The following is a 13,274-nucleotide window of genomic DNA, read 5'->3' as shown; positions in this document are numbered from 1 at the left end:
TATGCCATTTCTATTCATATCACTAAACATATAAAATTTGCTCGTATTAAAAAGTGGGCAAAAAACATGACTTTTAAATCAAAGCTACAGGTATCTATTACGGTCTTATTGGTGCTATTTAGCCCTTTGGCAATCGACATATATCTTCCAGCTATTCCTATTATTGCGTCGTCGTTTCACGTGGAACACGCGCTCGCTCAAGATACAATTGCATGGTTTTTGTTTGCTATGGGTATTGGGCAACTTTTTGCTGGCCCCTTAGCGGATAGATACGGTCGCAAGGTTGTTGCGGTATGCGGTATTGTTTTATACGGAGCCAGTTCTTATTTAGCGTCAGCTGCAACGAGTATCGATTGGTTGTTACTTGCTAGACTTCTTCAGGGCTTTGGTGCTTGTGCTACTTCTGTGGCTGCTTTTGCAACGGTGAGAGACCTATTTGGGGCGAACAAAAGTGGACAGATGATCAGCTACCTTAACGGTGCTATCTGTTTCATTCCTGCCCTGGCTCCTATATTGGGTAGTTTCTTAACTCAAGCGTACGGTTGGCGAAGCAATTTCTCATTTATGACGTTGTTTGCGTTAGTCGTTGGGTTGGTTGTTGTCACTCAAATGAAAGAGACCAATAAAAGTAAAGCCGTTGGACCTATTTTTAGTTTAGAACGGTACAAAAGTGTTCTATCGTCAGATACGTTTCAGTTTCATGCGCTCTTATGCATGCTGGCAATGGCCGTGATACTTGCCTACGTAAGTGCGGCACCTATTGTTTTGATGGAAGGCTTTGGCCTTTCGATGAATGAGTTTACTTATTGGTTCGGAGCGAACGCCGCGATTAATATAGCAGCGGCATTTATCGCGCCTAAAATCATGCAAAGTAAAGGTAGTCACTTTACACTGATCTCAGGAATATCTCTTATAGTCGCGGCCGGTATTGGGATGTTGCTATTGCTGAACGTAGATCATCCTTTCGCCTTCATGGGCCCAGTGTTTTTGTCATCAGCTGGTTTTTCGATGATATTGGGTGCTGCCGCCGGTAAGGCTCTTGCTCCTTTTGGTAATAAAGCTGGTACAGCTGCGGCCTTGTTAGGACTAATTCAAATGAGCGGTGCAGGTATGTTTGTAGGAACTAGCCAAAGGCTAGGATTAGAACCACAGCAAAGTATTGCTTTACACATGTTAATTATTACTCCGGCACTAATCATTTTAATGAGCAGAAAAGGGAAAAAGTGGCATGAAGTCTATTCTTAATTAAATTAAGTAAGAGCCGTAGATAGAATAAATATTGTTTCCCGAAAGAAAAAAAGGAGTGTATATTTAACACTCCTTTACGACTAATTTTCTTAGGAAATATTTCACCTAATGGCATTAACCACCTATGAGATGGCTCGCGTATTAGAGCAACTAGAAGATGCACCTGAAAAAGTGATGTTTGGAAAGTTGCTTAGTGAGTTGGGTAATCAAAGTGAAGAGCGCATCCGCAGCGCAGCAAAGCAAATTCCACTGCATATGCTTCGTGATATTGTTTACCAGTTCCAGCAAGTTATTGAATCAAGAAAAGACGAACAAGTGCAGCTACTAGCTGAAGAGCTTGTTAAAGACGGTATTTCGGTAGACGAATTAAAAGCTTTTCTAACAAAGTAAATCTTAATAGCAACTAAATCTTGAAGAGGAATTAATTGCTATTAAGTTAATGAATATATTATTTAGATGACAACTTTCTCTTGATTAAATGATCTAGAGATATCTTTCCTGCACCCCAAACAATGATATTTAATATCATCAAGCCCCATAATTGATGATCATAAAAACCTTTTTCCCATAGTAATGGGTAGGAAACCACGGCTACGATATTAAATACGAATAGAGCGAAAGCCATAGGTCTCGTTAATAAACCAAGCCCCACAAACACCGGTAAAATGAGCTCTGCGGCCGTTCCCAGATAGGCTGCTAGTTGCCAACTGATTACTGGCACCTGATACTCTAGTTCGAATAAATAGAGCGTACTGTCCCAGGACGATATCTTAGTTAAACCCGACTTGAAGAAAACCCATGCGACCCATAGTCTGAGAAACAGCAAGAAAACTGGTACGAAAATGTTCTGGGTTGTTTTTATCATCAGTTCGTAGCTATGAATATACTTTGAAATCGTTGAGCTGTTCATTACTTAATCCTGTGTCTGATTTGTAAGAGTAAAGCCAGATAAAACGTCGAAAGATGAAATCTCAGGGAGAGCGTTTAGCTCGGAAGGTTCTATTTGGTTTAAAGGTTTGTTCGCGCGAATTGACAGAATCAACCTGAAAGCAGTAGTGCTGATAGTCGTGACATCTAGTTCATTGTTTGCAGTACTTCTGATTAAAACGCTCTCGGGTTTATCGATACTGATGTTCTCTAGTTGCCCTGAAATCACACCGTTATAGATAGAGTAAACGGAATAGTCTGAATTTAACGAAAAAGTACCGTGCTTGAGGTGAAGAACAATCTTGTCTTGTTGATCTTCTGGGACATCCGAAATCTCATTTAGAGGCTTAAGCATCGGTGATGGTAATGCTTGTGCTAGTTCGTTGTTAGAGCGATCCAGTGCATACTCCAATCTGGCAATGTCTACTAAGTAAGGAAGCGGCTCTGAAACGGTTTTTATCGAAGCAATAGTGCGTTCAAATCGTTCTCCAAAATGGGTTACGTCACCTTCGGAAAGCGCGTTTGTAAGTACGTGCTCTCTCGATAAGGCCTGAAAGCACTCATCTCCGACCAAAGCCTTGATTACTGGGTAGGTGGCTTCCAGTACTTCCGATAAACCAATAACAAAGTTGTTCCTGTATATCTGTAGTCTTTCGTCACTGGTAAAGCTAGTGCTCTCGATCATGCAAGGATTGTCTAAAGTAGATTCCTTATAGCGGAGCTCGTCGGCGAATCTATTCTGTAGTTCAGATAGGCTAATTGTCATGACGCATCCTTAAGGTTACAAAGAGCCTCTGACAAAATAGTATTTGCTTTATGTGCTTCAGACATCAGAACTTCTGGCTCTGGAATGTCCAGATCCCACTCAATTAGAGTTGGTCTTGCTCCATTTTTTTGAGTCCAGTCAGCATACAACTGCCAAACCTGAGGTGTCACTGGTTGGTTGTGTGTATCTATCCAGATTTCGCCCTTTGGGTGGTCTTTTACCGTAAAACCAGCAAGATGAATCTCTTTTACTACGCTCGCATCTATTCCATTAAGGTATTCGTGGCAATCAAATCCGTGATTAAACGAAGAAACATACACGTTATTTAGATCAAGTAGCAAATGGCAATCTGTTTGCCTCTGTACTTCAGACAGAAACTCCCATTCGGGAATTGTTGAGTGAGAAAACTTTAAATAACTCGAAGGGTTCTCTATGAGTATTGTTCGCTTCAGATATTCTTGTGCAGTTAGCACGTTGTTCACGAATATATCCAAAGCTTCTTCTGTATATGGCAGTGGTAAGAGATCATTAAAGTATTGGCCGTTATTCTCACTCCAGCTTAAATGATCTGAAACCATAAAAGGGTCGATATCGTCGAACAAGCCTTTTAGCTGTTTAAGGTGTTCAATGCTAATTCCTCCCGCAGACCCCAGAGAAAGCGCTACACCATGACAACTAATATCGTAGGACTCTCTAATTCGGTTAAGTTTTTTTCGATCAACACTATTCGGAAGCAAGTAGTTTTCGCTATGAATCTCTAGCCAGCTTAACTCTTGTTGCGCCTCTAGAAAGTGGTCCATATGAGGGGTTCTAAGGCCAACTCCAATTTCTTTGTGTAACCGCATACTCGTTCCTTGATGGTCTAGTTGGGAGGTCAGAGAGTATTTGGATCATGGGTGACCAAATACTCTCATAACCGAGGGATTAGCTAGATGAAGTGCTACCACCAGCAAGGCGGTCACAAAGACCTTTAGGTACAACAATAAATGCGTCTTTTTGGAAATCTTCTTTAGATGTACCAGCACAAGAGCTTGTTTTAGTCGCGCAGTCGTTTTTACCAGCTTTAGCAACGCCGTAGCACTTTTCTTTATCGGCAGCGATAGCTTGAGTGGTCGTAAGTGCAGTAGCACCGATAGCAAGAAGGCTTGAAACAGCAGCAGTTACAGCAATGTTTGACTTTTTCATTCTAAATTCCTCGAAGTTAATTCCGTATATTTAATCAGCACAGTTACCGTTTGTTAGATGTTGAGCATATCTGCAACTGGCTTGAAGATAAGGACTCGATGAATCGTGAAAAACTTTCAAAAAACTTATACTTATTTTTAGTATTTATTCATGGCTTGAATGTAAGTTCCTGTATTTTAGTAAATAGTTGCGATGATTTTTTTGTGGATTTATAAAGGAAAGTTTTTGGATAGTTGGGGTATAATGGCTGGATATGTATAAATAAACAGTAACATGGTTTGGTGAACTAAATGGATGCATCTTTACTTCTTGATGGCCTGAACGATAAACAGCGTGAGGCGGTTGCTTCTCCGTTAGAAAACATCCTGGTATTAGCGGGTGCAGGTAGTGGTAAAACGCGAGTGCTGGTACACCGAATCGCCTGGTTGATGTCTGTTGAGCAAGCTTCCCCATTTTCGATTATGTCGGTTACGTTCACCAACAAAGCGGCCGCTGAAATGCGAGGCAGAATCGAAGAGCTTATGATGGGAAGTGCATCTGGCATGTGGAACGGTACTTTCCATGGCATTTGTCACCGAATCCTAAGAGCTCACTATCTCGATGCAAAATTGCCTGAAGACTTCCAGATTATCGATTCAGAAGACCAGCAAAGGTTACTTCGCCGCCTGATTAAGGCTCAAAATTTAGATGAAAAACAGTGGCCAGCGAGACAGGCGAGCTGGTGGATTAATGGCAAAAAAGATGAAGGTCTGAGACCTAACCATATCGATGCCTACAACGACCCAGTTACCAAAACCTGGTTACAAGTTTATAAAGCTTATCAAGAGGCTTGTGACAGAGCGGGGCTGGTGGACTTTGCTGAAATCCTACTAAGGGCTCATGAGCTACTTAGAGACAACAAGTTTATACGTGAACATTATCAGGCTCGTTTCAAGCACATTCTTGTGGATGAGTTCCAGGATACCAACAACATTCAGTATGCGTGGCTCAGGATGATGGCTGGACCGGGCTGTAAAGTGATGATCGTTGGTGATGATGACCAGTCCATCTATGGCTGGCGTGGTGCGAAGATTGAAAATATCCACCGATTTACCGAAGAGTTTCCTTCCGTTAATACTATTCGTCTGGAACAGAACTATCGTTCGACCAAAACCATACTGAATGCTGCCAACGAGTTGATCTCAAACAACACTGAGCGTCTTGGTAAGGAACTGTGGACGGACGGTCTAGAGGGTGAAAAAGTTTCTGTTTACTCTGCTTACAATGAACTAGATGAAGCTCGTTTTGCTGTAAACAAAATTAAGGAGTGGCAGGATAAAGGCGGTGCACTTTCAGATACTTCAATGCTTTACCGGAACAACGCCCAATCTCGTGTTCTGGAAGAGGCGTTAATCCAGGCCGGGTTACCTTATCGGATCTATGGCGGTATGCGATTCTTCGAGCGTCAGGAAATCAAGGATGCTCTTAGCTACTTAAGATTAATGGCAAACCGAAATGATGACTCTTCTTTCGAGCGTATCGTAAATACACCGACGCGCGGTCTGGGGGATAAAACACTTGAAACCATTCGCTTCGCTGCGAGAGATCGTGGAGCGACTATGTGGGAAGCGAGTGTCGCCCTGGTCGAAGAAAAGGTTTTGGCTGGCAGAGCTGCGGGTGCCATGAGTCGCTTTATTGAACTGATTAATGCACTTGAAGATGATACTGCTGAGATGTCTCTGCATGAACAGACTGACCATGTTATTAAGGCTTCCGGTTTGTTCGCTATGTACGAGCAGGAGAAGGGTGAAAAATCCAAAGCTCGCATAGAGAACCTGGAGGAACTTGTCACAGCTACACGCCAGTTTGAAAAGCCAGAAGAAGCGGAAGAGATGACATTGCTATCTGCATTCTTATCTCATGCTGCTCTGGAAGCGGGTGAAGGTCAGGCTGATGAGTTTGATGATGCTGTTCAGTTAATGACACTTCATAGTGCAAAAGGCCTGGAGTTTCCTCTGGTATTTATGGTTGGTGTGGAAGAAGGCATGTTCCCTAGCCAGATGTCTGCGGAGGATGCGGTTCGCCTGGAAGAAGAACGTAGGCTCTGTTATGTGGGTATGACCCGTGCAATGGAAAAACTGTATATCACTTACGCGGAAATGCGTCGTTTATATGGTCAGGACAAGTACCACAAGCCATCCCGATTTATACGAGAACTGCCGGAAGAGTGTCTGGAAGAAGTGCGAATGAAGGCACAAGTGAGCAGACCGGCAACATCAGGAAGGTTTAGCCAGACTAGCGTTAAGCAGAACTTCAATGAAACAGGGTTTAACCTTGGCCAGCGTGTGAAGCACCCTAAGTTTGGGGAAGGTACCATTATCAACTTTGAGGGAAGTGGTCCGCAAAGTCGTGTTCAGGTGGCTTTCAACGGAGAGGGCATCAAATGGCTGGTTACTCAATATGCGAAGCTGGAGACCATGTAGGTTTCTAATTCCATCATCTTTACATGAAATCGCGATAAAGCTTCTGTTCTAAAAGCTTTATCGCAAAATTTAGAAGACCATATAAGAAAAGCCCCGATACTTGCGTATCGGGGCTATAGTCTTACTCGCAGCAATCCGGCTACTAAAAGTGCTCCATGCATCTAATCCATGATAGTGTGCTGTTTCCTTCAGCTTATTCCTTTCGTCGCCTTCCTAGCGGTGTCCTTGATCTTATCCTGATCTGCTAACAATCCTCGTTAGCGCACTTCACTTGTTCCCTGAGCGGTGTCCCTTACATCATCCTGATGTTAAGTCCTTGCCTCATCCAGAGGTGTCCATTGCATTTCCTTGCTAGCAACCATCCTAGTCACTATTGATTCCATTCAATGTCCGTTTTGCTTTCCTTGCCGATTACTCATCCTGAATAACCGAATCTTCATCCTGAAGACTACCAATCCGTGGTGCTTTCCATTCCTTATCAGCTCCCTGCCGACAAGTTAAATATTACTCTTTATGGTTAATTCAGCAAGGAGGTGAAATGGATTACAAGTGTCCAAAAAACAACCCAAAAACACTAATGCTTTTTAAAACAGAAAGTTAAGTCAAAGTTATGAATATGGCTTAGGGCTTAAAGATACTATTGCTTACGGCTTTGTAAGAGATCTCTCACAAGGGGGTGGGATTATGTCGTAACAGAGTGAAAACATTTGTTAACAAATGAGAGTGCATGATTATGCACGTAGATGGCTTTTTGAACAAATAATTGGGTATTTATGTAAAATTAGACTTATGAGTGCAAGATGGGCATTGGTATTTGTTATAAATTTAACAATTATTTAGGGTGAGTTAGCCCGGTAAAACCGGGCCAAAAGAGGGTAATTTCTATTGAGAGGCTGCCGCTTTTCGATTTTTTGTGCTGGCTTTTATACCATCAAAGCTAAACAAGAATAATGCAGCCCATATAAAGGCGAATGTTGTCGCTTTGTCATGATTGAACGGTTCGCCATAAACGGTAACAGCAAGAATAAACATCAAGCTTGGGCCAATATACTGGAAGAAACCTAGTGTAGAGAGCATTAGGCGTGTTGCGGCAGCGTTGAAGCAGAGTAGAGGTGCTGTTGTCACAAGACCGGCACTCAACAGTAGTATGTTGAGGCTCAAATCGTTATTAATTAGGTTTGATGTGTCTGAACTTGCAATAGCAAACAGATAGATAGCTGCAGCAGGGATCAAAACCATGGTTTCTACAAATAGACCGACCTGAGCATTGAGATTAACTTTCTTCCTTAGCAATCCGTACAAACCAAAAGAGATCGCCAGAGCAAGAGCTACATATGGTACAGATCCAAACGCGATCACCTGGATCATGACGCCTACAAATGCTAGCGCAACCGCCAGCCACTGTAGCTTCCTTAATCGTTCACCTAGAAAAACCATCCCGAGTATCACGTTGAACAGGGGATTGATGTAATAGCCCAGGCTGGCATCCAACATATGATTTGCGTTAACCGACCAGATAAATATAAGCCAGTTGGTCCCAACTAACAGAGCTGTCGCGGTCAGAATAAGGAGCTTCTTTTTGTCCTTAAGTACATTAACGACAGTGTTCCACTGACGGCTTACCTGGATAAGAGCGGCAAGAACAAAAAAAGACCAGATAATTCGGTGAGACAATATTTCCAGGGCAGGAACTTCCGTTAATGCCTTAAAGTAGATTGGGGCGATACCCCACATGGTATATGCACCTAGCGCAAATAGGACGCCCTGACGTGCTCGCTGTTGTTGTTCAGTTGTCATTAGTGTTTTATGGCTATTGGTATGATTTTATTATGGAGTCGTCCAGTATAAGAGTTATTCAATTGAGCTGCGAACAAATTACGGTTTAATTCACAATTAAACATCACTACAATGGCGGGCCAACTTATGCCATTCGCAACGACCCGGAATCAAAATGACATCAACTCTTCTGGCTGAAAACTCTGAATCTTCACTATTGAATGCCAAAGGTGTTCTTGGTGACGTATTTGGTTATCAGGAGTTCAGAGACGGACAGGCAGAGGTCATTGAGTCGGCGCTTAATAATCAGGATAGCCTAGTCATCATGCCGACGGGAGGTGGTAAGTCACTTTGCTATCAGATCCCGGCATTGAACCATGAAGGGATCACTCTTGTTATCTCTCCACTGATTTCGTTGATGAAGGATCAAGTTGATCAACTGAAAGCGAATGGTGTTGCAGCGGAATGTATTAACTCCTCAATGCCTCGTGAGGAGCTGATTACGGTTTATAACCGTATGAATCATGGGAAGTTGAAGCTTATATACGTTTCTCCGGAACGAGTATTAACCAATGACTTTCTGGAGCGATTAAGTTATCTGAACCTATCTATGATTGCAGTAGATGAGGCTCACTGTATCTCTCAGTGGGGGCACGATTTCCGTCCGGAATATGCAGCTTTAGGTCAGCTTAAAACTCAGTTTCCTCATGTTCCGGTAATGGCACTAACTGCCACCGCAGATGATGCTACCCGAAAGGATATCGTATCCCGTCTTCATTTGAGTGAACCGCATATATACCTCGGTAGTTTCGATAGGCCAAACATCCGATACAACCTGATAGAAAAGCACAAGCCCGTATCTCAGGTTATCCGCTTTCTTGGTGAGCAGCGTGGTCAGTGTGGAATCATCTATTGCGGTAGCCGGAAGAAAGTAGAAATGCTGACAGAGAAGCTTTGCAATAATCATATCCGTGCGGCTGGTTACCATGCTGGTATGGAAACTGATGAGCGTGCTTATGTTCAGGAAGCTTTCCAGCGTGATGATATTCAGATAGTCGTGGCAACCGTTGCATTTGGTATGGGCATAAACAAGCCAAACGTTAGATTTGTTGTTCACTTTGATATTCCAAGAAATATTGAATCCTATTATCAAGAAACCGGCCGAGCAGGTCGTGACGGTTTACCAGCAGAAGCCATGATGCTTTACGATCCAGCAGACATAGGCTGGCTGCGCCGGATGCTGGATGAAAAGCCAGACGGCCCACAGAAACAAGTTGAAAGCCATAAGTTAAATGCGATGAGTGCATTTGCTGAAGCGCAAACCTGTCGCAGACAAGTCCTGCTCAATTACTTCGGAGAGTATCGCCATGAACCTTGCGGTAACTGCGATATTTGTCTCGATCCACCGAAACACTTTGATGCGACTGAAGCTGCTCAAAAGGCACTTTCATGTGTTTACCGAGTGAATCAAGGTTTTGGTATGGGGTATGTGGTTGAGGTTCTTCGAGGCATGCAGAACATCCGAGTACGTGAAAATGGCCACGATAAGATCTCTACATACGGTATTGGCCGTGAACACAGTCATGATTACTGGGTTAGTATCATGCGTCAGCTTATCCATAAAGGCTTACTGTTTCAGAACATCACTCGTAACTCAACGCTACAGCTCACCGAAGAGGCACGCCCTCTGCTAAAAGGAGAGCGAACACTGGAACTTGCGGTGCCGAGACTAGATACTGCTGCTCGTTCAGCTAAGTCAGAAAAACTGACCAGCAAGAACTACGACAAGGTTCTGTTTGCTAAACTGCGTAAGCTACGTAAATCTATCGCTGATGAAAATGATGTTCCGCCATACGTGGTGTTCAGTGATGCAACGCTTATCGATATGGCCGAGATATTACCAACTTCATACGGTGAAATGCTGGCAGTAAATGGTGTAGGGCAGGTTAAACTAGATAGGTATGCTGATCCGTTTCTAGACCTTATTCAGGAGCACATTACTCATGGCTGATTTTGGGCTGGTGGAATATATAGAAGAAGAGGGCAAACTTATCCTCTCTTCCCCTTCATTCGATTTCGACTCTTACCCTGCACTGGGTGAAAAGCTCGTCTCCCTTCTTTCTGCATCTATTGTAGAGAAGCAAACCGATGCAGATATCCACTCCTGGTTGATTGATTTTGAAGGCTGCAAGTTGATGCTTAAAGCGGAGCATTACAGCGAGTCAATCTGGCTGGAGGCTTTGGCTCCAACAGAAAACAGAGAAGAACTCGATTATCTGGCAAAGCTTTTTCGCGTTGGCTTTTAACTTTCTGTTTTTGTAACTCGCTTCTTAAGATTGACTCCTCTTTTAAGTAAAGGTCTGGCTGTTCCGGAGTAAAACTTATTTTTCATGGAAGAAAAATTAGAGCGTACAGGGAAGTATTTACAGCGTTTTTACGCAGGAATATCCAGAGCTTTGTCGGGTACGAATATAAAATTCCCTTCACAAAAACGTTTGCTATTTTTTAACCTATTGCAGCCAAAACTGATTAATGTATAATCGCCGCCCGCTCTCAATGAGCAACGATATTTGTTAACCAGAGCATTTGCTCACTTGGGTTCCCTCAACCCCAAGCAAAACCAAAAAGGTACAATATGAGTAACTTTACCCCTGCGCAAATGCGCAAAGCACTATCTGTCCTTGTTCTGTTTCACCTGGTAATCATTGCATCCAGCAACTACCTTGTTCAGCTTCCATTTACTATCTTTGGTATGCACACGACCTGGGGCGCATTCACTTTTCCGTTTATCTTTCTTGCTACCGATCTGACAGTTCGTATCTTTGGTGCAAAGCTGGCTAGAAAAATCATCTTCCTGGTTATGCTTCCGGCACTGATTGCTTCATATGTACTATCAGTGATCTTCTATGAAGGTCAGTTTCAAGGGTTAGCACCACTAGGCGAATTCAACCTGTTCGTTGCTCGTATTGCGATAGCAAGCTTCATGGCTTACCTATTAGGACAGATTCTGGATGTGCAGGTGTTTAACCGTCTGCGCCAACTTAAGCAGTGGTGGGTAGCACCAACATGCTCAACACTAATTGGTAATGCACTAGATACACTGGCGTTCTTCGCGATTGCTTTCTACCAGAGCCCGGATCCGTTTATGGCTGAACACTGGACTGAAATCGCGCTGGTGGATTACGGCTTTAAGCTGGTAATTAGCCTTGGCTTGTTTGTTCCTATGTACGGTGTACTACTAAACTATCTGGTTAAGAAGCTGACTGCTGTAAACCCAGAACTGACTATCGCTGGTGTTAAAGCTTAATTAAGCCAACCGCACAAACTGCAGATAAAGAAAAAGCTTGTCCTCTAACAGAGTGACAAGCTTTTTTTGTTTTGAAGGAAGTTTAAAGAGAGAAACTAAACAGCCTTAATGGTAAGTGGCCAGCCCATATCGCTCTGACGATTCGCTTCAATTTCCAGCTCAGCACAAGTGAGAGGGTTCTTCTCTAACCACTGCTTTTCAATACTCAGGGTTAGTTCATCGTTGTCAGCTTTCAGCTCGAAGTCTGGCTGGAGGCTAACATCTCGTCGGTGAGAAAGCAGAACAGACAATCGTAGTAGACGAAGAAGCCGCTTACTGCTTTCAGCAGAAACGGCATGTTGCTCTGGTATAGAGCTTAGTTGCTCTCTATAACGACGAGCCAGTTCTGCTAATAGATGCTTTTGAGCTCTGGTATACCCAGGAAGATCCAGACTGTTCAGCAGGTAAGCACTATGTTCGCCACCTTTCTTAAAGTCGATAGATAGTCCTATCTCATGCAGCTTAGTTGCTGTTTCAAGCAGGTATGCAGCCTGTGGTTCAGCAATCCACGCTTTACCACCGCATTGCTCAAGAAGAGTAAGTGCTAACTTAGAAACCTGTTCTCCATAGACTTTATCTATCTGATAACGGCTCTGAACACTATTAATAGTTCTGCTTCGAATATCGCTTTGACGCATTTCCGGCATCATCTCATACACCATGCCTTCACGCAGAGCGCCACCGGCAAGCGTCATTGAGTCGATTTCTAGAAGCTCAAAGATAGCGATAAGAATAGATAGGCCACTAGGGAAAACTAAAGCTCGCTCCAGTGTTAAGCCTTCTATCTCCAGTTCTTCCAGGTGATCAGAACGCATTGCTTGTTTTTGCAGTCTTTTCAGCTTGGAGTGGGTGATTACTTCATCCATCCCCTGAGCAAGCATGATCTCCTGTAGCGCCTGTACGGTACCACTTGCGCCGACACAAACATCCCAGCCGATAGAAGTGTACTCTTCCAGAATCGGCTGAAGTGTCTCTTTAGCTTTATCGATAGCAACGTCAAAGTTCTTCTGAGAAAGCTGGCGATCTTTAAAGTACTTCTCAAGCCAGGTAACACAGCCCATTTTCAGACTGGTCAGCGCTTTGGCTTCAAACCCTTCACCAATAATCAGCTCAGTGCTTGCTCCACCAATATCAACTACCAGACGTTTACCGATACCTCCTGAGGTATGAGCAACACCCTTATATATAGTGGCTGCTTCTTCTTCACCGGAAATGATATCGATATCGTACCCAAGGATTTGATTCGCTTTCTCTATAAAAGTAGAAACATTAGTAGCGGTACGCAGTGTCGCGGTACCTACGATACGGATGTTCTCTTTTGGAATATCCTGAAGTCTTTCAGCAAAAAGACTCAGACAGTCCCATCCTCTCTGCATAGCTTCAGCACTAAGAGCATTCTGCTCATCAAGCCCTGCCGCTAAGCGAACTTTGCGCTTAATCTTTGCAAGTGTCTGAACGCTGCCATCTATATGACGCACAACGAGCATGTGAAAGCTATTCGACCCGAGATCGATAGCAGCGTATAACGGAGAAGAAACTGCCTGACTCATTCTATTCCTTTAAA

At 43.4% G+C, this 13,274-nt stretch carries 12 protein-coding genes; 6 read left to right on the top strand and 6 right to left on the bottom strand.

Annotation, left to right across the window (positions count from 1 at the left end; translation table 11 throughout):
• The first annotated feature begins 66 nt into the window (after positions 1-66).
• Both SNR28_RS26390 and SNR28_RS26385 read left to right on the top strand, forming a co-directional pair.
• Positions 67-1,245 carry a multidrug effflux MFS transporter gene (locus SNR28_RS26390; protein ID WP_375751930.1) on the top strand — a complete coding sequence of 393 codons (1,179 nt, stop codon included), beginning with the start codon at positions 67-69 and terminating at the stop codon, positions 1,243-1,245.
• A 111-nt stretch (positions 1,246-1,356) separates the two neighbouring features.
• On the top strand, positions 1,357-1,638 hold the full coding sequence (locus tag SNR28_RS26385; protein WP_375751928.1) for a hypothetical protein: 282 nt from the start codon (positions 1,357-1,359) through the stop codon (positions 1,636-1,638).
• 58 nt (positions 1,639-1,696) lie between these two features.
• On the opposite strand, the gene SNR28_RS26380 is transcribed toward SNR28_RS26385, so the two are convergent.
• The 4 genes from SNR28_RS26380 to SNR28_RS26365 all read right to left on the bottom strand — a co-directional run bounded on the left by SNR28_RS26380 (position 1,697) and on the right by SNR28_RS26365 (position 4,126).
• Positions 1,697-2,158 (bottom strand): DoxX family protein, encoded by a 462-nt coding sequence (locus SNR28_RS26380; protein ID WP_375751927.1) that lies wholly within the window; start codon positions 2,156-2,158, stop codon positions 1,697-1,699.
• A 3-nt stretch (positions 2,159-2,161) separates the two neighbouring features.
• Positions 2,162-2,941: a DNA-binding domain-containing protein gene (locus SNR28_RS26375; RefSeq protein ID WP_375751926.1), complete on the bottom strand. Its 780-nt coding sequence runs from the start codon at positions 2,939-2,941 to the stop codon at positions 2,162-2,164.
• The gene (locus SNR28_RS26370; protein WP_375751925.1) at positions 2,938-3,786 is read right to left on the bottom strand and encodes a DUF692 domain-containing protein; all 849 of its coding nucleotides are present in this window, start codon (positions 3,784-3,786) and stop codon (positions 2,938-2,940) included. The genes SNR28_RS26375 and SNR28_RS26370 overlap by 4 nt, the downstream gene beginning before the upstream one ends.
• A 79-nt stretch (positions 3,787-3,865) precedes the next feature.
• Positions 3,866-4,126 (bottom strand): DUF2282 domain-containing protein, encoded by a 261-nt coding sequence (locus SNR28_RS26365; RefSeq protein WP_277824890.1) that lies wholly within the window; start codon positions 4,124-4,126, stop codon positions 3,866-3,868.
• 290 nt (positions 4,127-4,416) lie between these two features.
• On the opposite strand from SNR28_RS26365, the gene uvrD reads away from it, so the two are divergent.
• The gene (gene uvrD / locus SNR28_RS26360) at positions 4,417-6,588 is read left to right on the top strand and encodes a DNA helicase II (RefSeq protein WP_375751923.1); all 2,172 of its coding nucleotides are present in this window, start codon (positions 4,417-4,419) and stop codon (positions 6,586-6,588) included.
• Between the two features lie 882 nt (positions 6,589-7,470).
• Here uvrD and rarD read toward each other — a convergent pair.
• Entirely contained in the window at positions 7,471-8,385 is a 915-nt protein-coding gene (rarD, locus tag SNR28_RS26355; protein ID WP_375751921.1) for an EamA family transporter RarD, read from the bottom strand.
• 154 nt (positions 8,386-8,539) lie between these two features.
• On the opposite strand from rarD, the gene recQ reads away from it, so the two are divergent.
• From recQ to SNR28_RS26340, 3 genes are all read left to right on the top strand, one after another.
• A complete protein-coding gene (gene recQ / locus SNR28_RS26350) occupies positions 8,540-10,375 on the top strand; it encodes an ATP-dependent DNA helicase RecQ (protein ID WP_375751919.1) in 1,836 nt (611 codons plus the stop codon).
• The gene (locus SNR28_RS26345) at positions 10,368-10,670 is read left to right on the top strand and encodes a DUF3630 family protein (RefSeq protein WP_375751918.1); all 303 of its coding nucleotides are present in this window, start codon (positions 10,368-10,370) and stop codon (positions 10,668-10,670) included. The genes recQ and SNR28_RS26345 overlap by 8 nt, the downstream gene beginning before the upstream one ends.
• 329 nt (positions 10,671-10,999) lie before the next feature.
• Entirely contained in the window at positions 11,000-11,671 is a 672-nt protein-coding gene (locus SNR28_RS26340) for a 7-cyano-7-deazaguanine/7-aminomethyl-7-deazaguanine transporter (protein ID WP_375751916.1), read from the top strand.
• A gap of 95 nt (positions 11,672-11,766) precedes the next feature.
• Here SNR28_RS26340 and gppA read toward each other — a convergent pair whose 3' ends face one another.
• Positions 11,767-13,260 (bottom strand): guanosine-5'-triphosphate,3'-diphosphate diphosphatase, encoded by a 1,494-nt coding sequence (gppA, locus tag SNR28_RS26335; protein ID WP_375751915.1) that lies wholly within the window; start codon positions 13,258-13,260, stop codon positions 11,767-11,769.
• Positions 13,261-13,274 lie beyond the last annotated feature (14 nt).

The sequence above is a fragment of the Vibrio iocasae genome (assembly GCF_042245395.1).
Taxonomy (GTDB): domain Bacteria; phylum Pseudomonadota; class Gammaproteobacteria; order Enterobacterales; family Vibrionaceae; genus Vibrio; species Vibrio iocasae.
Note: the sequence above shows the minus strand (reverse complement) of the source record. Positions and strands in the feature narration are given on the sequence as shown.

What these genes read in the sequence shown, in the direction of transcription:
- rarD (WP_375751921.1), bottom strand. Translation starts at nt 8,385, where the DNA reads ATGACAACTGAACAACAACAGCGAGCACGTCAGGGCGTCCTATTTGCG.
- uvrD (WP_375751923.1), top strand. Translation starts at nt 4,417, where the DNA reads ATGGATGCATCTTTACTTCTTGATGGCCTGAACGATAAACAGCGTGAG.
- gppA (WP_375751915.1), bottom strand. Translation starts at nt 13,260, where the DNA reads ATGAGTCAGGCAGTTTCTTCTCCGTTATACGCTGCTATCGATCTCGGG.
- SNR28_RS26340 (WP_375751916.1), top strand. Translation starts at nt 11,000, where the DNA reads ATGAGTAACTTTACCCCTGCGCAAATGCGCAAAGCACTATCTGTCCTT.
- SNR28_RS26390 (WP_375751930.1), top strand. Translation starts at nt 67, where the DNA reads ATGACTTTTAAATCAAAGCTACAGGTATCTATTACGGTCTTATTGGTG.
- recQ (WP_375751919.1), top strand. Translation starts at nt 8,540, where the DNA reads ATGACATCAACTCTTCTGGCTGAAAACTCTGAATCTTCACTATTGAAT.
- SNR28_RS26345 (WP_375751918.1), top strand. Translation starts at nt 10,368, where the DNA reads ATGGCTGATTTTGGGCTGGTGGAATATATAGAAGAAGAGGGCAAACTT.
- SNR28_RS26385 (WP_375751928.1), top strand. Translation starts at nt 1,357, where the DNA reads ATGGCATTAACCACCTATGAGATGGCTCGCGTATTAGAGCAACTAGAA.
- SNR28_RS26375 (WP_375751926.1), bottom strand. Translation starts at nt 2,941, where the DNA reads ATGACAATTAGCCTATCTGAACTACAGAATAGATTCGCCGACGAGCTC.
- SNR28_RS26365 (WP_277824890.1), bottom strand. Translation starts at nt 4,126, where the DNA reads ATGAAAAAGTCAAACATTGCTGTAACTGCTGCTGTTTCAAGCCTTCTT.
- SNR28_RS26380 (WP_375751927.1), bottom strand. Translation starts at nt 2,158, where the DNA reads ATGAACAGCTCAACGATTTCAAAGTATATTCATAGCTACGAACTGATG.
- SNR28_RS26370 (WP_375751925.1), bottom strand. Translation starts at nt 3,786, where the DNA reads ATGCGGTTACACAAAGAAATTGGAGTTGGCCTTAGAACCCCTCATATG.